This window comes from Serratia sp. NCCP-200, from assembly GCF_059697885.1.
This window is the reverse complement of record NZ_BAAKUJ010000007.1, coordinates 202,164-215,670: the sequence shown is the minus strand read 5'-3', so window position 1 is coordinate 215,670 and position 13,507 is coordinate 202,164. Positions and strand designations below refer to the sequence as shown.

General features: G+C 51.2%; 20 protein-coding genes. 1 reads left to right on the top strand and 19 read right to left on the bottom strand.

What is annotated here, in order from left to right; genetic code table 11:
* Window positions 1-7 precede the first annotated feature (7 nt).
* The 18 genes from rplV to fkpA all read right to left on the bottom strand — a co-directional run bounded on the left by rplV (window position 8) and on the right by fkpA (window position 12,280).
* Complete coding sequence (gene rplV, locus AC6HVW_RS21255; protein WP_004391423.1) at window positions 8-340, bottom strand: 50S ribosomal protein L22; 333 nt, start codon at window positions 338-340, stop codon at window positions 8-10.
* 14 nt (window positions 341-354) lie between these two features.
* On the bottom strand, window positions 355-633 hold the full coding sequence (rpsS, locus tag AC6HVW_RS21250) for a 30S ribosomal protein S19 (RefSeq protein ID WP_004929772.1): 279 nt from the start codon (window positions 631-633) through the stop codon (window positions 355-357).
* A 14-nt stretch (window positions 634-647) separates the two neighbouring features.
* Window positions 648-1,472 (bottom strand): 50S ribosomal protein L2, encoded by an 825-nt coding sequence (gene rplB, locus AC6HVW_RS21245; protein ID WP_021182228.1) that lies wholly within the window; start codon window positions 1,470-1,472, stop codon window positions 648-650.
* A gap of 18 nt (window positions 1,473-1,490) precedes the next feature.
* A complete protein-coding gene (gene rplW / locus AC6HVW_RS21240) occupies window positions 1,491-1,793 on the bottom strand; it encodes a 50S ribosomal protein L23 (protein WP_021182229.1) in 303 nt (100 codons plus the stop codon).
* Window positions 1,790-2,395 (bottom strand): 50S ribosomal protein L4, encoded by a 606-nt coding sequence (rplD, locus tag AC6HVW_RS21235; protein ID WP_021182230.1) that lies wholly within the window; start codon window positions 2,393-2,395, stop codon window positions 1,790-1,792. Before rplD ends, rplW begins: the two co-directional genes overlap by 4 nt.
* A 10-nt stretch (window positions 2,396-2,405) precedes the next feature.
* Window positions 2,406-3,035: a 50S ribosomal protein L3 gene (gene rplC, locus AC6HVW_RS21230; RefSeq protein ID WP_004956193.1), complete on the bottom strand. Its 630-nt coding sequence runs from the start codon at window positions 3,033-3,035 to the stop codon at window positions 2,406-2,408.
* Between the two features lie 31 nt (window positions 3,036-3,066).
* Window positions 3,067-3,378 (bottom strand): 30S ribosomal protein S10, encoded by a 312-nt coding sequence (gene rpsJ / locus AC6HVW_RS21225; protein ID WP_001181005.1) that lies wholly within the window; start codon window positions 3,376-3,378, stop codon window positions 3,067-3,069.
* A 495-nt stretch (window positions 3,379-3,873) separates the two neighbouring features.
* Window positions 3,874-4,353: a bacterioferritin gene (bfr, locus tag AC6HVW_RS21220; RefSeq protein ID WP_021182231.1), complete on the bottom strand. Its 480-nt coding sequence runs from the start codon at window positions 4,351-4,353 to the stop codon at window positions 3,874-3,876.
* Window positions 4,354-4,427: 74 nt separating this feature from the next.
* Window positions 4,428-4,622 (bottom strand): bacterioferritin-associated ferredoxin, encoded by a 195-nt coding sequence (gene bfd / locus AC6HVW_RS21215; protein ID WP_024485620.1) that lies wholly within the window; start codon window positions 4,620-4,622, stop codon window positions 4,428-4,430.
* A 133-nt stretch (window positions 4,623-4,755) separates the two neighbouring features.
* Entirely contained in the window at window positions 4,756-5,940 is a 1,185-nt protein-coding gene (gene tuf, locus AC6HVW_RS21210) for an elongation factor Tu (protein WP_046808053.1), read from the bottom strand.
* Window positions 5,941-6,011: 71 nt separating this feature from the next.
* Window positions 6,012-8,126, bottom strand: coding sequence for an elongation factor G (fusA, locus tag AC6HVW_RS21205; protein WP_021181636.1), 2,115 nt, complete (start codon window positions 8,124-8,126; stop codon window positions 6,012-6,014).
* A gap of 90 nt (window positions 8,127-8,216) precedes the next feature.
* On the bottom strand, window positions 8,217-8,687 hold the full coding sequence (rpsG, locus tag AC6HVW_RS21200; RefSeq protein ID WP_021181637.1) for a 30S ribosomal protein S7: 471 nt from the start codon (window positions 8,685-8,687) through the stop codon (window positions 8,217-8,219).
* 91 nt (window positions 8,688-8,778) lie between these two features.
* A complete protein-coding gene (gene rpsL, locus AC6HVW_RS21195; protein WP_021181638.1) occupies window positions 8,779-9,153 on the bottom strand; it encodes a 30S ribosomal protein S12 in 375 nt (124 codons plus the stop codon).
* A 144-nt stretch (window positions 9,154-9,297) separates the two neighbouring features.
* On the bottom strand, window positions 9,298-9,585 hold the full coding sequence (gene tusB / locus AC6HVW_RS21190) for a sulfurtransferase complex subunit TusB (RefSeq protein ID WP_071681291.1): 288 nt from the start codon (window positions 9,583-9,585) through the stop codon (window positions 9,298-9,300).
* Between the two features lie 9 nt (window positions 9,586-9,594).
* Window positions 9,595-9,954 (bottom strand): sulfurtransferase complex subunit TusC, encoded by a 360-nt coding sequence (gene tusC / locus AC6HVW_RS21185; protein ID WP_021808024.1) that lies wholly within the window; start codon window positions 9,952-9,954, stop codon window positions 9,595-9,597.
* A gap of 9 nt (window positions 9,955-9,963) precedes the next feature.
* Window positions 9,964-10,353, bottom strand: coding sequence for a sulfurtransferase complex subunit TusD (tusD, locus tag AC6HVW_RS21180; protein ID WP_071681292.1), 390 nt, complete (start codon window positions 10,351-10,353; stop codon window positions 9,964-9,966).
* Window positions 10,353-11,075 (bottom strand): helix-turn-helix transcriptional regulator, encoded by a 723-nt coding sequence (locus AC6HVW_RS21175; RefSeq protein WP_024482691.1) that lies wholly within the window; start codon window positions 11,073-11,075, stop codon window positions 10,353-10,355. Before AC6HVW_RS21175 ends, tusD begins: the two co-directional genes overlap by 1 nt.
* 326 nt (window positions 11,076-11,401) lie before the next feature.
* Complete coding sequence (gene fkpA / locus AC6HVW_RS21170) at window positions 11,402-12,280, bottom strand: FKBP-type peptidyl-prolyl cis-trans isomerase (RefSeq protein WP_024482692.1); 879 nt, start codon at window positions 12,278-12,280, stop codon at window positions 11,402-11,404.
* Between the two features lie 317 nt (window positions 12,281-12,597).
* Here fkpA and AC6HVW_RS21165 point away from each other — a divergent pair, with 317 nt between their 5' ends.
* Window positions 12,598-12,825, top strand: coding sequence for a protein SlyX (locus tag AC6HVW_RS21165; protein ID WP_071681293.1), 228 nt, complete (start codon window positions 12,598-12,600; stop codon window positions 12,823-12,825).
* 45 nt (window positions 12,826-12,870) lie between these two features.
* On the opposite strand, the gene slyD is transcribed toward AC6HVW_RS21165, so the two are convergent.
* Window positions 12,871-13,458 (bottom strand): peptidylprolyl isomerase, encoded by a 588-nt coding sequence (gene slyD / locus AC6HVW_RS21160; protein ID WP_021181645.1) that lies wholly within the window; start codon window positions 13,456-13,458, stop codon window positions 12,871-12,873.
* Window positions 13,459-13,507 lie beyond the last annotated feature (49 nt).

The following is a 13,507-nucleotide window of genomic DNA, read 5'->3' as shown; positions in this document are numbered from 1 at the left end:
CAGAGTCTCAGCGATCGGACACAACCACAGTAATGTGGCTGGTGCGCTTCAGGATGCGATCTGCACGACCTTTTGCACGAGGCATAATGCGCTTCATGCTTGGGCCTTCGTCTACGAAGATTTTCGTGACTTTCAGATCATCGATGTCAGCGCCATCGTTGTGTTCTGCGTTAGCAATGGCAGACTCCAGCACTTTCTTGACCAGACCAGCAGCTTTCTTGTTGGTGTAGGCCAGAGTTTCCAGAGCTTGCGACACTTTCTTACCGCGGATCAGGTCTGCAACAAGGCGAACCTTCTGAGCAGAAGAACGAGCGTGGCGATGTTTAGCGATAGTTTCCATCTCTTCCTCCTACCTTAGCGCTTTTTAGCTTTTTTATCAGCCGCATGGCCGCGATAAGTACGAGTCGGCGCGAATTCACCCAGTTTGTGACCGACCATTTCATCGGAAACAAATACTGGTACGTGCTGACGACCATTATGGACAGCGATGGTCAAACCGATCATGTTAGGAAAGATCGTTGAACGACGGGACCAAGTGCGCAAAGGCTTCTTGTCACCGCTTTCCACCGCTTTCTCTACCTTCTTCAGCAAGTGCAGGTCAATAAAAGGACCTTTCTTGAGAGAACGTGGCATGGCTTATCCTCTAATTATTTTTTACTACGGCGACGTACGATGAACTTGTCAGTACGCTTGTTGCTACGGGTCTTCTTACCTTTGGTCTGAACGCCCCACGGAGTTACCGGGTGCTTACCAAAGTTACGACCTTCACCACCACCGTGCGGGTGATCGACTGGGTTCATCGCCGTACCGCGAACGGTAGGACGAATACCACGCCAACGTGCAGCACCTGCTTTACCCAGAACGCGAAGCATATGTTCAGCGTTACCGACTTCACCCAGGGTGGCGCGGCAATCAACTGGAACTTTACGCATTTCGCCAGAGCGCAGACGCAGAGTTACGTAGGAACCATCACGTGCGACGATCTGAACGTAGGCACCAGCAGAACGAGCCAGCTGGCCGCCTTTACCTGGTTTCATTTCTACGTTATGAACCGTTGAACCTACTGGGATGTTGCGCATAGGCAGGGTGTTACCCGCTTTGATTGCAGCATCAACACCAGATTGGATCTGGTCACCAGCTTTCAGGCCTTTCGGCGCCAGGATGTAACGGCGTTCGCCGTCCTTGTACAGAACCAGCGCGATGTTCGCGGAACGGTTCGGATCGTACTCCAGACGCTCAACCACAGCAGGGATACCATCTTTGTTGCGTTTGAAGTCAACCAGACGATAATGTTGCTTGTGGCCACCACCGATATGACGGGTGGTGATACGGCCATTGTTGTTACGACCACCGCTTTTGCTCAGTTTCTCAAGCAGCGGGGCATAAGGTTTACCCTTGTGCAGCTCAGGGTTAACCACTTTAACAACGTGGCGACGACCCGGAGATGTAGGTTTACATTTAACAATTGCCATTGTTCTTACTCCTCCGACTTACTCTGCGCCGCCGATGAAGTCCAAGTTCTGGCCTTCCTTCAGGGTGACGTAAGCTTTTTTCCAGTCGCTACGACGACCAACACGCTGACCTTGACGCTTCACTTTCCCTTTTACTACCAGGGTGTTAACGTCTTCGACTTCGACTTCAAACAGTTTCTGCACTGCAGCTTTGATTTCTGCTTTGGTCGCGTCTTTGGCAACTTTGAGTACGATGGTGTTGCTTTTTTCCATCGCAGCGGATGCTTTTTCAGATACGTGCGGTGCACGCAGCACTTTCAGCAAACGTTCTTCACGGATCATGCCAGCATCTCCTCAACTTGCTTCACAGCATCAGCAGTCATAACCACTTTGTCGAAGGCGATCAGGCTAACTGGGTCGATACCTGCCACATCGCGCACGTCAACCTTGTACAGGTTACGAGCTGCCAGGAACAGATTCTCATCCAGTTCACCGGTCACGATCAGCACATCTTCCAGGGCCATATCTTTCAGTTTCTGTGCCAGCAGCTTAGTTTTAGGCGCTTCTACAGAGAACTTCTCGACAACGATCAGACGATCTTGACGTACCAGTTCGGACAGGATGCTTTTCAGCGCGCCGCGGTACATCTTTTTGTTTACTTTCTGACTGTGGTCTTGTGGCTTCGCAGCGAAGGTTACACCACCAGAACGCCAGATCGGGCTCTTTACAGTGCCTGAACGCGCACGGCCAGTACCTTTCTGGCGCCACGGTTTTTTACCGGAACCAGTCACTTCAGCACGGGTCTTCTGAGCACGGGTACCTTGACGGGCACCTGCTGCATAAGCAACAACAACCTGGTGTACCAGCGCTTCGTTGAAATCACGACCGAAGGTAGTTTCGGAAACAGTCAGCGCGCTTTGCGCGTCTTTCAATACTAATTCCATTGCTATCCCCTTACGCCTTCACAGCTGGTTTAACGATCAGGTTGCCACCGGTTGCGCCCGGTACAGCACCCTTAACCAGCAGCAGGTTGCGCTCAGCGTCAACACGTACTACGTCCAGGCTTTGAACGGTTACACGCTCGTCACCCAGGTGGCCAGCCATTTTCTTGCCTTTGAACACTTTGCCCGGAGTCTGGTTCTGACCGATAGAACCCGGAACGCGGTGAGACAAGGAGTTACCGTGGGTTGCATCCTGAGTACGGAAGTTCCAGCGCTTTACAGTGCCAGCAAAACCTTTACCTTTGGAAGTACCGGTAACATCGACTTTTTTAACGTCAGCGAAGATTTCTACGCTGATTTCTTGACCTGCAGCGAACTCTTGACCTTCTTCAAGGCGGAATTCCCACAGACCACGGCCAGCTTCGACGCCAGCTTTAGCGAAATGACCCGCTTCCGGTTTGGTCACACGGTTAGCTTTTTTGCTACCGGTAGTGACCTGAATGGCACGGTATCCGTCGTTGTCCAGGTCTTTAACCTGAGTCACGCGGTTCGCTTCAATTTCAATCACGGTTACTGGGATAGAAACGCCATCTTCAGTGAAGATACGAGTCATGCCCACTTTTTTACCGACTAAACCAATCATTGTTTCAACCTCTCAATCGTCAATGACCTGATTAACCCAGGCTGATCTGCACGTCTACACCGGCAGCCAGATCCAGACGCATCAGAGCATCAACGGTTTTCTCAGTTGGCTCAACGATGTCAACCAGACGCTTGTGAGTGCGGATCTCGTACTGATCACGCGCGTCTTTGTTGACGTGCGGGGAGATCAGAACGGTAAAGCGCTCTTTGCGAGTTGGCAGCGGGATCGGACCACGGACTTGCGCACCAGTGCGCTTGGCAGTCTCGACGATTTCCGCAGTTGATTGATCGATCAGACGATGATCAAACGCTTTCAGGCGGATACGGATTCTTTGGTTCTGCATGAGACCAGAGCTCCAATTATTTATAAACGTAAATAATTACTCCTCACACCCATTTCGATTGATGGGGGAGTGTAATCGTCAACATATAACCCCCATATCGGGAGTATTGTTCGAAGGGCAAAACGTGCTTGCCAATCGACTGATTCGCTAAAATCAGGCTTACCAAGATTAGGTAAGCCCGCGCATTATACGCAAACCAGGCCAGGTTGCAAGCCACGGATGGAAATATGCTCAGAATGAGCGGTATTTAATGCGTTTTACCCCTCACCCCAACCCTCTCCTTTAGTGAGAGGGAGCCGATCGGCATTATTGGCAAGTACAGGAGATCGTCTGTAACAGAGGGATATTGAGGGCTGTTATGGCGTCTGTAACAGGGGAATGTGAGGACTGGTATGGGGTTAAAGCTGGTATGTAAAGGATGAATATCGTTGTTAAGTTGTGGCGCGGACTGTCCCCTCTCCCTGTGGGAGAGGGCTAGGGTGAGGGGCCCTGATGTCAGTCTTTACGTTCCAGCACTTGCGCCTGGCAATAGTTTTGGATGCCAAGCCGCTCAATCAAGCTCAGCTCAGTCTCCAACCAGTCGATATGCCCTTCCTCATCGGCCAACACCTCTTTCATCAGATCGCGGCTGACGTAATCATGGATAGAGTCGGCATAGGCGATACCTTCCCGTAGGTTCTTGGCACCGTCCAGTTCCAGAGCCAAATCGGACCTCAGCATCTCTTCGACATCTTCGCCGATATTCAGCTTGCCGAGATCTTGCAGGTTTGGTAACCCTTCAAGGAACAGGATACGCTCGATGTAGCGATCGGCATGTTTCATCTCATCGATGGACTCGTGATATTCCTTCTCATTGAGACGCATCAGGCCCCAATTTTTGAACATACGCGCGTGCAGGAAGTATTGATTGATGGCAACCAGCTCGTTACCGAGCAGCTTGTTGAGGTGAGCAATGATCTTTTTATCGCCTTTCATAGGTAAATCCTCCTGGGCAGTTCTAAAAGTGTAGAAGCTGCGGGCCAAGAGTCAAAAAATAACCCTACTATTTATTAGGCGACTTCGTGCATATGAATCAGGGTTGCCCGTTCCTCCACCATAATTTGCCTTGCCTGACGAATGCATTTACCGCAGTCGGTTCCAATCGGCACCAGCTCACGCAGTTGCTTCATGGTATGGGGATTGTGTTGACGCACCGCCTTACGGATAGCTTTGTCAGACACAGCATTACACAGACATACGTACATAGAGAGACTCACTTCTTAACCGATGCAGTAAGTCTAAATAAGAATCGTTTTTATTTCAATTAAGATTGGTAAAAAATTGTATAAAAAAAGGGCACCGAAGTGCCCTCTTTTAGTGCTTATAAATTATTCGCGATTAAGCGATAACTTTAGCAACAACGCCCGCACCTACAGTACGGCCGCCTTCACGGATTGCGAAACGCAAGCCTTGGTCCATAGCGATTGGGTGGATCAGGGTAACAACCATGTTCACGTTATCGCCTGGCATTACCATCTCTACGCCTTCTGGCAGTTCGATGGTACCGGTCACGTCAGTTGTACGGAAGTAGAACTGTGGACGGTAGCCTTTGAAGAATGGAGTATGACGACCACCTTCTTCTTTGCTCAGGATATACACTTCTGAATCGAACTGAGTGTGTGGCTTGATTGAACCTGGTTTAGCCAGTACCTGACCACGTTCGATGTCTTCACGCTTGATACCACGCAGCAGAACACCAACGTTCTCACCAGCACGGCCTTCGTCCAGCAGTTTGCGGAACATTTCAACGCCAGTACAGGTAGACTTAACAGTGTCTTTGATACCAACGATTTCAACTTCTTCGCCAACTTTAACGATACCGCGCTCAACACGACCGGTAACTACGGTACCACGACCGGAGATGGAGAAGACGTCTTCGATTGGCAGCAGGAACGGCTGGTCGATAGCACGCTCTGGTTCTGGGATGTAAGAATCCAGGTGACCGGCCAGTTCGATGATTTTAGCTTCCCACTCAGCTTCGCCTTCCAGTGCTTTCAGCGCTGAACCACGAACAACCGGCAGGTCATCACCAGGGAAGTCATAAGCAGACAGAAGTTCACGAACTTCCATTTCTACCAGTTCCAGCAGCTCTTCATCATCAACCATGTCGCATTTGTTCATGAACACGATGATGTAAGGAACGCCAACCTGACGACCCAGCAGGATGTGCTCACGAGTCTGAGGCATAGGGCCGTCAGTCGCAGCAACAACCAGGATAGCGCCGTCCATCTGAGCAGCACCGGTGATCATGTTTTTCACGTAGTCGGCGTGCCCTGGGCAGTCAACGTGCGCGTAGTGACGAGTCGGGGTGTCATATTCAACGTGAGAAGTGTTGATGGTGATACCACGAGCTTTTTCTTCTGGCGCGTTATCGATCTGGTCGAAAGCACGTGCAGAACCACCGTAGGTTTTAGCCAGAACGGTAGTGATTGCAGCGGTCAGGGTAGTTTTACCGTGGTCAACGTGGCCGATAGTACCAACGTTAACGTGCGGTTTGGAACGTTCAAATTTTTCTTTAGACACGGCTATATTCCTTAACTCTTTTGCTCCCCCCTCATGGAGGGAGCACTGATCAATGTGTTAAACCCGAAAGCTTATTTACCACGGGCTTCAATAACGGCCTGAGCGACGTTGTTCGGCGCATCATCGTACTTCAGGAACTCCATGGAGTAAGAAGCACGGCCTTTGGTCAGAGAACGCAGTTGAGTTGCGTATCCAAACATCTCGGACAACGGAACTTCAGCGTGAATCTGAACGCCAGTAGCGTTGGATTCCTGACCTTTCAGTTGACCACGACGACGGCTAAGGTCACCGATGACGTCACCAGTGTTCTCTTCCGGCGTTTCAACTTCAACCTTCATGATAGGCTCAAGCAAAACAGGTTTTGCTTTCTTAAAGCCATCTTTAAAGGCGATAGACGCGGCCAGTTTAAACGCCAATTCGGAGGAGTCAACATCGTGGAAAGAACCGAAATGCAGACGCACACCGAGATCAACTACCGGATAACCGGCCAGTGGACCAGACTTAAGTTGCTCCTGGAGGCCTTTATCAATGGCAGGGATGTATTCCGTTGGGATCACACCGCCTTTAATGTCATTGATGAACTCGTAGCCTTTCGGATTTGAGCCCGGCTCCAGTGGGTACATGTCGATAACAACATGACCATACTGACCACGACCACCAGACTGCTTGGCGTGTTTACCTTCGATGTCAGTAACTTTCGCGCGAATCGCTTCACGGTAAGCAACCTGTGGTTTACCCACGTTCGCTTCAACGTTAAATTCACGACGCATACGGTCAACCAGGATATCCAGGTGAAGTTCACCCATACCTGCGATGATGGTCTGACCTGATTCTTCGTCAGTCCATACGCGGAATGATGGGTCTTCCTTCGCCAGACGGCCCAGAGCCAGACCCATTTTTTCCTGGTCAGCTTTGGTTTTTGGTTCTACCGCTACGGAGATTACCGGCTCTGGGAACTCCATACGCTCAAGAATGATCGGGCTAGCAGGATCACACAGCGTATCACCGGTAGTTACGTCTTTCAGACCGATTGCCGCAGCGATGTCGCCTGCACGAACTTCTTTAATCTCTTCACGCTTGTTAGCGTGCATCTGAACGATACGGCCCAGACGCTCACGCGCGGCCTTAACGGAGTTCAGAACGGTGTCACCGGAGTTAACAACGCCAGAGTACACACGGAAGAACGTCAGGTTACCCACGAATGGGTCGGTAGCGATTTTGAACGCCAGTGCAGAGAACGGCTCTGAGTCATCAGAATGACGCACAGCCGGGGTATCTTTACCGTCGTCCAGAATACCGTTGATAGCTTCAACGTCATTTGGCGCTGGCAGGTATTCGATAACCGCATCCAGCATTGCCTGTACGCCTTTGTTTTTAAAGGCTGAACCACAGGTTACCAGAATCACTTCGTTGTTCAGCACGCGCTGACGCAGAGCTTTCTTGATTTCTTCCTCGGTCAGCTCTTCGCCGCCCAGGTATTTGTCCATCAGCTCATCTGAGGCTTCAGCAGCAGACTCAACCAGATTCTGGTGCCATTCAGCAGCCAGCTCTTGCATGTCAGCTGGGATCTCTTCGTATTCGAAGGTCACGCCTGCATCAGCTTCGTTCCAGTTGATGGCTTTCATTTTCACCAGGTCAACAACACCGGTGAATTTCTCTTCTGCGCCAATTGCCAGCTGCAATGGAACCGGGTTTGCGCCCAGACGAGATTTAAGCTGACCAACAACTTTCAGGAAGTTGGCACCCATACGGTCCATTTTGTTAACGAACGCGATGCGTGGCACTTTGTATTTGTTAGCCTGACGCCATACGGTTTCAGACTGTGGCTGAACACCACCAACAGCACAGTAAACCATTACCGCGCCATCAAGCACACGCATGGAACGTTCTACTTCGATGGTGAAGTCAACGTGCCCTGGGGTGTCGATGATGTTTACACGGTGCGGCTCAAACTGCTTGGCCATACCAGACCAGAAAGCAGTTGTCGCTGCAGAAGTAATGGTAATACCACGCTCCTGCTCTTGTTCCATCCAGTCCATGGTGGCGGCGCCGTCATGAACTTCACCGATTTTGTGGTTTACACCGGTGTAGAACAGGATACGTTCGGTAGTTGTGGTCTTACCGGCGTCGATGTGAGCACTGATACCGATATTACGGTAGCGCTCAATGGGTGTTGTACGAGCCATTTGATTCCTCTATTGCCTTAGGCGGTTCGGTGAAACCAAGCGGGTTGGCTTCTTGAAGCGCCCACTTGGTTAGCAAAACTACTGCATGGATTACCAGCGGTAGTGGGCGAACGCCTTGTTGGCTTCTGCCATACGGTGAACGTCTTCACGCTTCTTAACAGCAGAACCTTTGTTTTCTGCTGCATCAGACAGTTCGTTCGCCAGGCGCAGAGCCATGGATTTATCACCACGTTTACGAGCGGCATCAACGATCCAACGCATTGCCAGGGCATTACGACGAACCGGACGAACTTCAACTGGTACCTGGTAAGTAGAACCACCAACGCGGCGAGACTTAACTTCTACAGTCGGACGCACGTTGTCGAGAGCGACTTCGAAAGCTTCCAGGTGACCTTTACCAGAACGCTGAGCCAGGGTCTCCAGCGCGGTATAGACGATTGCTTCTGCAGTAGATTTCTTACCATCTACCATCAGAATGTTTACAAATTTAGCCAACAGCTCGGATCCGAACTTAGGATCTGGCAGGATTTTACGTTGGCCTATTACGCGACGACGTGGCATGGAAATACTCCGTTGAAAATTTCAGGATTGTCCAAAACTCTACGAGTTTATTTTGACATTAAAATGTTTGGCCTTACTTAACGGAGAACCATTAAGCCTTTGGCTTCTTCACGCCGTACTTGGAACGAGCTTGCTTACGGTCTTTAACGCCGGAGCAGTCAAGTGCACCACGAACGGTGTGGTAACGCACACCTGGCAAGTCTTTAACACGACCGCCACGGATCAGGATTACGGAGTGTTCCTGCAGGTTGTGGCCTTCGCCACCGATGTAAGAACTCACTTCGAAACCGTTAGTCAAACGCACACGGCAAACTTTACGCAGTGCGGAGTTTGGTTTTTTCGGGGTGGTGGTATATACGCGAGTACATACACCACGTTTCTGCGGGCAGGCTTCCAGCGCTGGAACGTTGCTTTTAGCAGCCTTCACAGAGCGTGGTTTGCGAACCAGCTGATTAATCGTAGTCATTAAAAAAAGCTCCTGGGTTTTGCTTCGTTTTTTGCTTCGTAAACATGTGATAAATCCCCCGTATGCACTTTTGGCACAGTACGAGGACGCAGAATTTTATGGCTGACTGGTAGAGGTGTCAAGAAATATACAACATCACCCGCATTACCATGCCATTTGGCTGTGGTGTTTCTCGGTTAACACAACGAAGTCAGTATAACCGATTAGCGTGATTCTGGGTGAAAAATGAACAGACAGGCCTCTGGCTTCCAGATCGTCCTGCAGCGCATAAAGGGATATGGGGGCATTGAGCAATAAATCAAGGCTGGCGCTACCGGACAGGCCGGCCAGTACGCCGTCTTGCAACAACAACAGAGCATCACCTTCTCTGGTGAGCCTTAACAACGCAGGCAGGTCGCAACGGGTTGGGGAATGGCTGAGGGTATACAGCATCAAAGTATCCTAGAAAGTCATGACCACATCGTAAGTGGCCAGTTTCTGGCGCAGAGTATCTGGCGGCAGAGTTTCGGCCTTCAGCACCCAGTCAGTGACCTGTTGCAGGCCGCGCTCCTGGATGGCCGTTGCGCAGAGATAGCAGTTTTCAACGTCATACAGCGGCAATACGCCAAAGGTGGCGATGTAATTACGGGCCAGGATCTTTTCGGGTTGTTGGCCCGGCAGCAGTTGCAACACGCCATCGCCGACAAAAAATACGCCGATATCCTCGCTCAGTGCTGACGTTGCCAGTACCGCATCCAGCCCTTCTCTGCCAGCCGCACTGCCATGTGGACCTTGGGTAAATACAAACGCAACTCGCTTCATTCTGCTCACTTAAAACTGTACCAGGCGATCGTTGCTCAGCGCCGCTTCTGCCAATGAGCCCAAACCGCTGAGGGTAAACCCCGGCTGCAGGTTGGCAGCCACCAACGCCAGCTGTGCGGCTTCTTGCTCATCGGTCACACCACGGCGCAAAGCTGCCGCCACACAGACATTAAGCTCCACACCATGTTGCTGCGCCATAGCCACCCATGCCCGCACCAGATCGAATTCATCGCTGGCCGGAGAGGTCAGTTGGTTGGCATTCAGCACCCCTTCACGATAGAAAAAGACGCTGGTAATGCGGTGGCCTGCCGCCAACAGGGCCTGAGCGAATTGCCAAGCGCTGCTCGCTTGCTGAGTACCATAAGCCGGGCCGGTGACCAATAGGCAGTAGTTAAGCATCAGCGCTCATTGCCCAGCAAATCGCCACTCTTGAACTGGCGGATATACAGGTAGACGGTATGCTTGGAGATATTCAGGCGATCGGCAACCTGATTGATCGCGTCTTTGATATCAAAAATGCCTTTCTCGTACAGGTTGAGTACGATCTGGCGATTTTTGGCGTTATTGGACACGTTGCGATCGGCATTCACCTCTTCGATGGTGAACTCCAACGTCTGTGCCACCAGATCGTCAACCGAGGAGGCAAAGTTGACTGAGGAAGCCACCTCCTGCGTTTCCGGCGGCATAAAGGTCTGGATGATCTGCGAGAACGGCACATCGAGGTTCATGTTGATACACAGCAGACCAATCACCCGCTGTTCGCGATTGCGGATGGCAATCGTCACCGACTTCATCAACACGCCACTTTTGGCCCGGGTGAAATAGGCTTTGGAGACGCTGCTGTCATCGCCCGCCATATCGTGCAGCATACGCAGTGCCAGATCGGTGATCGGCGAACCGATTTTACGCCCGGTGTGTTCACCATTGGCGATACGCACGGCGGAGCATTTCAGATCCTCCAGGGAGTGCAGCACGATTTCGCAGTGCCCACCAATCAGCATCGCCAGACCATCAACCACGACTTCATACGACTTCAGGATTTCATGGTCCGTCTGACTAAACGGACGCTCATTCAGCAAATCAAGTTCGCTGGCTTCGCTGGATAAAAGCGAATTTGACATCGAAGATACCACCTACATAGATCGCCTGTGCCAGGGGACGCAACTAAAACGGCTCGTGCAGGAGAAAATCGCTGCCGGGAGCAGTTTTAGGTACACGCCCTAAGGGGCAGGCGCATGATTCATAAGTTCAGACCCAGAGTCTAGCAAAACGGTCAGATGCTGGTTCTTACATTTGCGCGTGATATTGACGTTAAGCCCGATGCCCGGCAGGCGTCAAGCGATCAGTAAAGACAGGGAGTAAAGTTGCAGGATATTTTGCATTCTGGGTAGCGCAGAAATGAAAACCGCCGCGAAGGACATTCGCGGCGGTTGGGAAAATCTCAGACTTATTTGGCTTTAGCGTCTGCAGCAGCTTCGTCAGCCGCTTTTTCTGTTTTGTCGTCAGCCTTGGCTGCCGGTTTCACATCCAGCAGTTCAACATCAAACACCAACGTGGAGTTGGCAGGGATCCCTGGAACGCCATTTTTACCGTAGGCCAGTGCCGGTGGGATAACCAGTTTGATCTTGCCGCCTTTCTTGATGTGCTTCAGGCCTTCGGTCCAGCCTGGGATCACGCCGTCCAGACGGAATGACAATGGCTCGCCGCGATCGTAGGAGTTGTCAAACACGGTGCCGTCGGTCAGGGTACCTTTGTAGTTTACCACTACGGTATCGCTGTCTTTCGGTGCTTCACCGGTCCCTTCTTTCTCTACTTTGTACAGCAGACCAGATTCGGTTTTCTTCGCGCCTTTTTCTTTGGCGAAGGTTTCAGCGTATTTAGCGCCTTTCGCTTCGTTTTCTTTCGCGTCCTGCTCCATCTTCGCCTGAGCGGAAGCCTTCACGCGCACTTCAAAACCTTGCAGGGTTTTTTCGATGTCAGAGTCATTCAGCTTGCTCTGCTTGGCAAACGCGTCTTTAACAGCCCCGAGCATCACGTCTTTGTCCAGCTTGATGCCCAGCTTTTCCTGTTCATCCAGCGAGTTTTCCATGTAGCGGCCGAGTTGAACACCCAGTGCGTAAGCAACCTGCTCATCGTCATTCTTGAACTTGCCAGTGCTTGGTGCTTCTGCAGGTTTAGCCGCTTCAGCAGCAGGCGCAACCTCACCGGTAGTGGTAACTGTGGCTGCATCAGCAGGTTTGGCCGCATCGGCTGCCATAACTTGGGTCGCATTCAGAGCAAGAGCCATAGTGGTTGCCAGAAGCGTGACTTTAAACAAAGATTTCATCCATTTCTCCAGTGTCTGAAGCGGTGCCTCAAACCATCATTAAGTAAGTTAACCGGGCTACTATAGCTGCCTGAAACAAAACAAAACAGTCACACAGGTAACCAATCGAGTCAAGATGTGACCTCATATTGGTAGCAAAGTTCAAGAAAAATAATTATCCAATTGATAATTAACAACTTTATTTGACGACCTTGCGAGTTGAATTGCCCGACTTGCGGTAGTGAAAAACCGCTTGCCGAAATTGGCAGGCACAAAGCCGAGCGCTACTGATAACATAGTGCCAGAATCCCGGATTTAACAGTGCCAGAGGTAATATCATGCACGAGAAAAACTACAACAGCCTGCTGCAGCGGTTGGAAGAGATGGAAAGCCGCCAGGCCTTTCAGGAAGTGACGATTGAGGAACTCAATCAAACCGTGGTACAGCATCAGCTTGAAATGCTGAAGATACAAGAACATCTGCGGCTGCTGACCGACAAACTGCGTGCCAGCCAACCTTCGATGATCGCCTCGCAGTCGGAAGAGACACCTCCCCCGCATTACTAAAAAAGGCCGCCGAAGCGACCTTTCGTTGCAGTTACAGCACCAGGATTAGTGGCAGCCGCAACCACCGTTGCCACCACAGCCGCCTTTCTTGCCGTGGTCATGATCGTGGTCGTGATCGTGGCCATGACCGCCACAGCAGCCGTCACCGTGTTCGTGGTGATGATCGTGCTCACCGTGAACGTGGCCGTGGGCCAGTTCTTCTTCGGTGGCTTCACGGAGCGCCACAACTTCTACGTGGAAGTTCAGGTCTTGGCCAGCCAGCATGTGGTTACCATCAACCACTACGTGGTCACCATCAACTTCGGTGATTTCAACCGGAACCGGGCCCTGATCGGTATCAGCCAGGAAGCGCATGCCTACCTGCAGTTCATCAACGCCCATAAAGACGTCTTTAGGAACGCGCTGAACCAGGTTTTCATCGTAGTTGCCGTAAGCTTCGTTAGCGGCGACATGAACGTCGAAACGATCACCAGCTTCGTGACCTTCGAGTGCTTTTTCCAGACCTGCGATCAGAGAGCCATGCCCGTGCAGATAGTCCAACGGTGCACTCACCGGAGACTCATCAACCAAAACACCGTCTTCTGTACGTACTTGGTAAGCCAGGCTGACCACCAAGTCTTTTGTTACTTTCATGATATCTCCTACCGTTGGAAACTAAATCGGTGGAGATTGTAGCGGAAAT

Coding starts and splice junctions, on each gene's coding strand:
- fkpA (WP_024482692.1), bottom strand. CDS start 12,280: ATGAAATCTTTGTTTAAAGTCACGCTTCTGGCAACCACTATGGCTCTT.
- tusB (WP_071681291.1), bottom strand. CDS start 9,585: ATGCTGTATACCCTCAGCCATTCCCCAACCCGTTGCGACCTGCCTGCG.
- AC6HVW_RS21175 (WP_024482691.1), bottom strand. CDS start 11,075: ATGTCAAATTCGCTTTTATCCAGCGAAGCCAGCGAACTTGATTTGCTG.
- rplC (WP_004956193.1), bottom strand. CDS start 3,035: ATGATTGGTTTAGTCGGTAAAAAAGTGGGCATGACTCGTATCTTCACT.
- rplW (WP_021182229.1), bottom strand. CDS start 1,793: ATGATCCGTGAAGAACGTTTGCTGAAAGTGCTGCGTGCACCGCACGTA.
- tusD (WP_071681292.1), bottom strand. CDS start 10,353: ATGCTTAACTACTGCCTATTGGTCACCGGCCCGGCTTATGGTACTCAG.
- rplD (WP_021182230.1), bottom strand. CDS start 2,395: ATGGAATTAGTATTGAAAGACGCGCAAAGCGCGCTGACTGTTTCCGAA.
- bfr (WP_021182231.1), bottom strand. CDS start 4,353: ATGAAAGGCGATAAAAAGATCATTGCTCACCTCAACAAGCTGCTCGGT.
- AC6HVW_RS21165 (WP_071681293.1), top strand. CDS start 12,598: ATGCACGAGAAAAACTACAACAGCCTGCTGCAGCGGTTGGAAGAGATG.
- rpsS (WP_004929772.1), bottom strand. CDS start 633: ATGCCACGTTCTCTCAAGAAAGGTCCTTTTATTGACCTGCACTTGCTG.
- rplB (WP_021182228.1), bottom strand. CDS start 1,472: ATGGCAATTGTTAAATGTAAACCTACATCTCCGGGTCGTCGCCACGTT.
- tusC (WP_021808024.1), bottom strand. CDS start 9,954: ATGAAGCGAGTTGCGTTTGTATTTACCCAAGGTCCACATGGCAGTGCG.
- fusA (WP_021181636.1), bottom strand. CDS start 8,126: ATGGCTCGTACAACACCCATTGAGCGCTACCGTAATATCGGTATCAGT.
- rpsJ (WP_001181005.1), bottom strand. CDS start 3,378: ATGCAGAACCAAAGAATCCGTATCCGCCTGAAAGCGTTTGATCATCGT.
- rpsL (WP_021181638.1), bottom strand. CDS start 9,153: ATGACTACGATTAATCAGCTGGTTCGCAAACCACGCTCTGTGAAGGCT.
- rpsG (WP_021181637.1), bottom strand. CDS start 8,687: ATGCCACGTCGTCGCGTAATAGGCCAACGTAAAATCCTGCCAGATCCT.
- rplV (WP_004391423.1), bottom strand. CDS start 340: ATGGAAACTATCGCTAAACATCGCCACGCTCGTTCTTCTGCTCAGAAG.
- bfd (WP_024485620.1), bottom strand. CDS start 4,622: ATGTACGTATGTCTGTGTAATGCTGTGTCTGACAAAGCTATCCGTAAG.
- slyD (WP_021181645.1), bottom strand. CDS start 13,458: ATGAAAGTAACAAAAGACTTGGTGGTCAGCCTGGCTTACCAAGTACGT.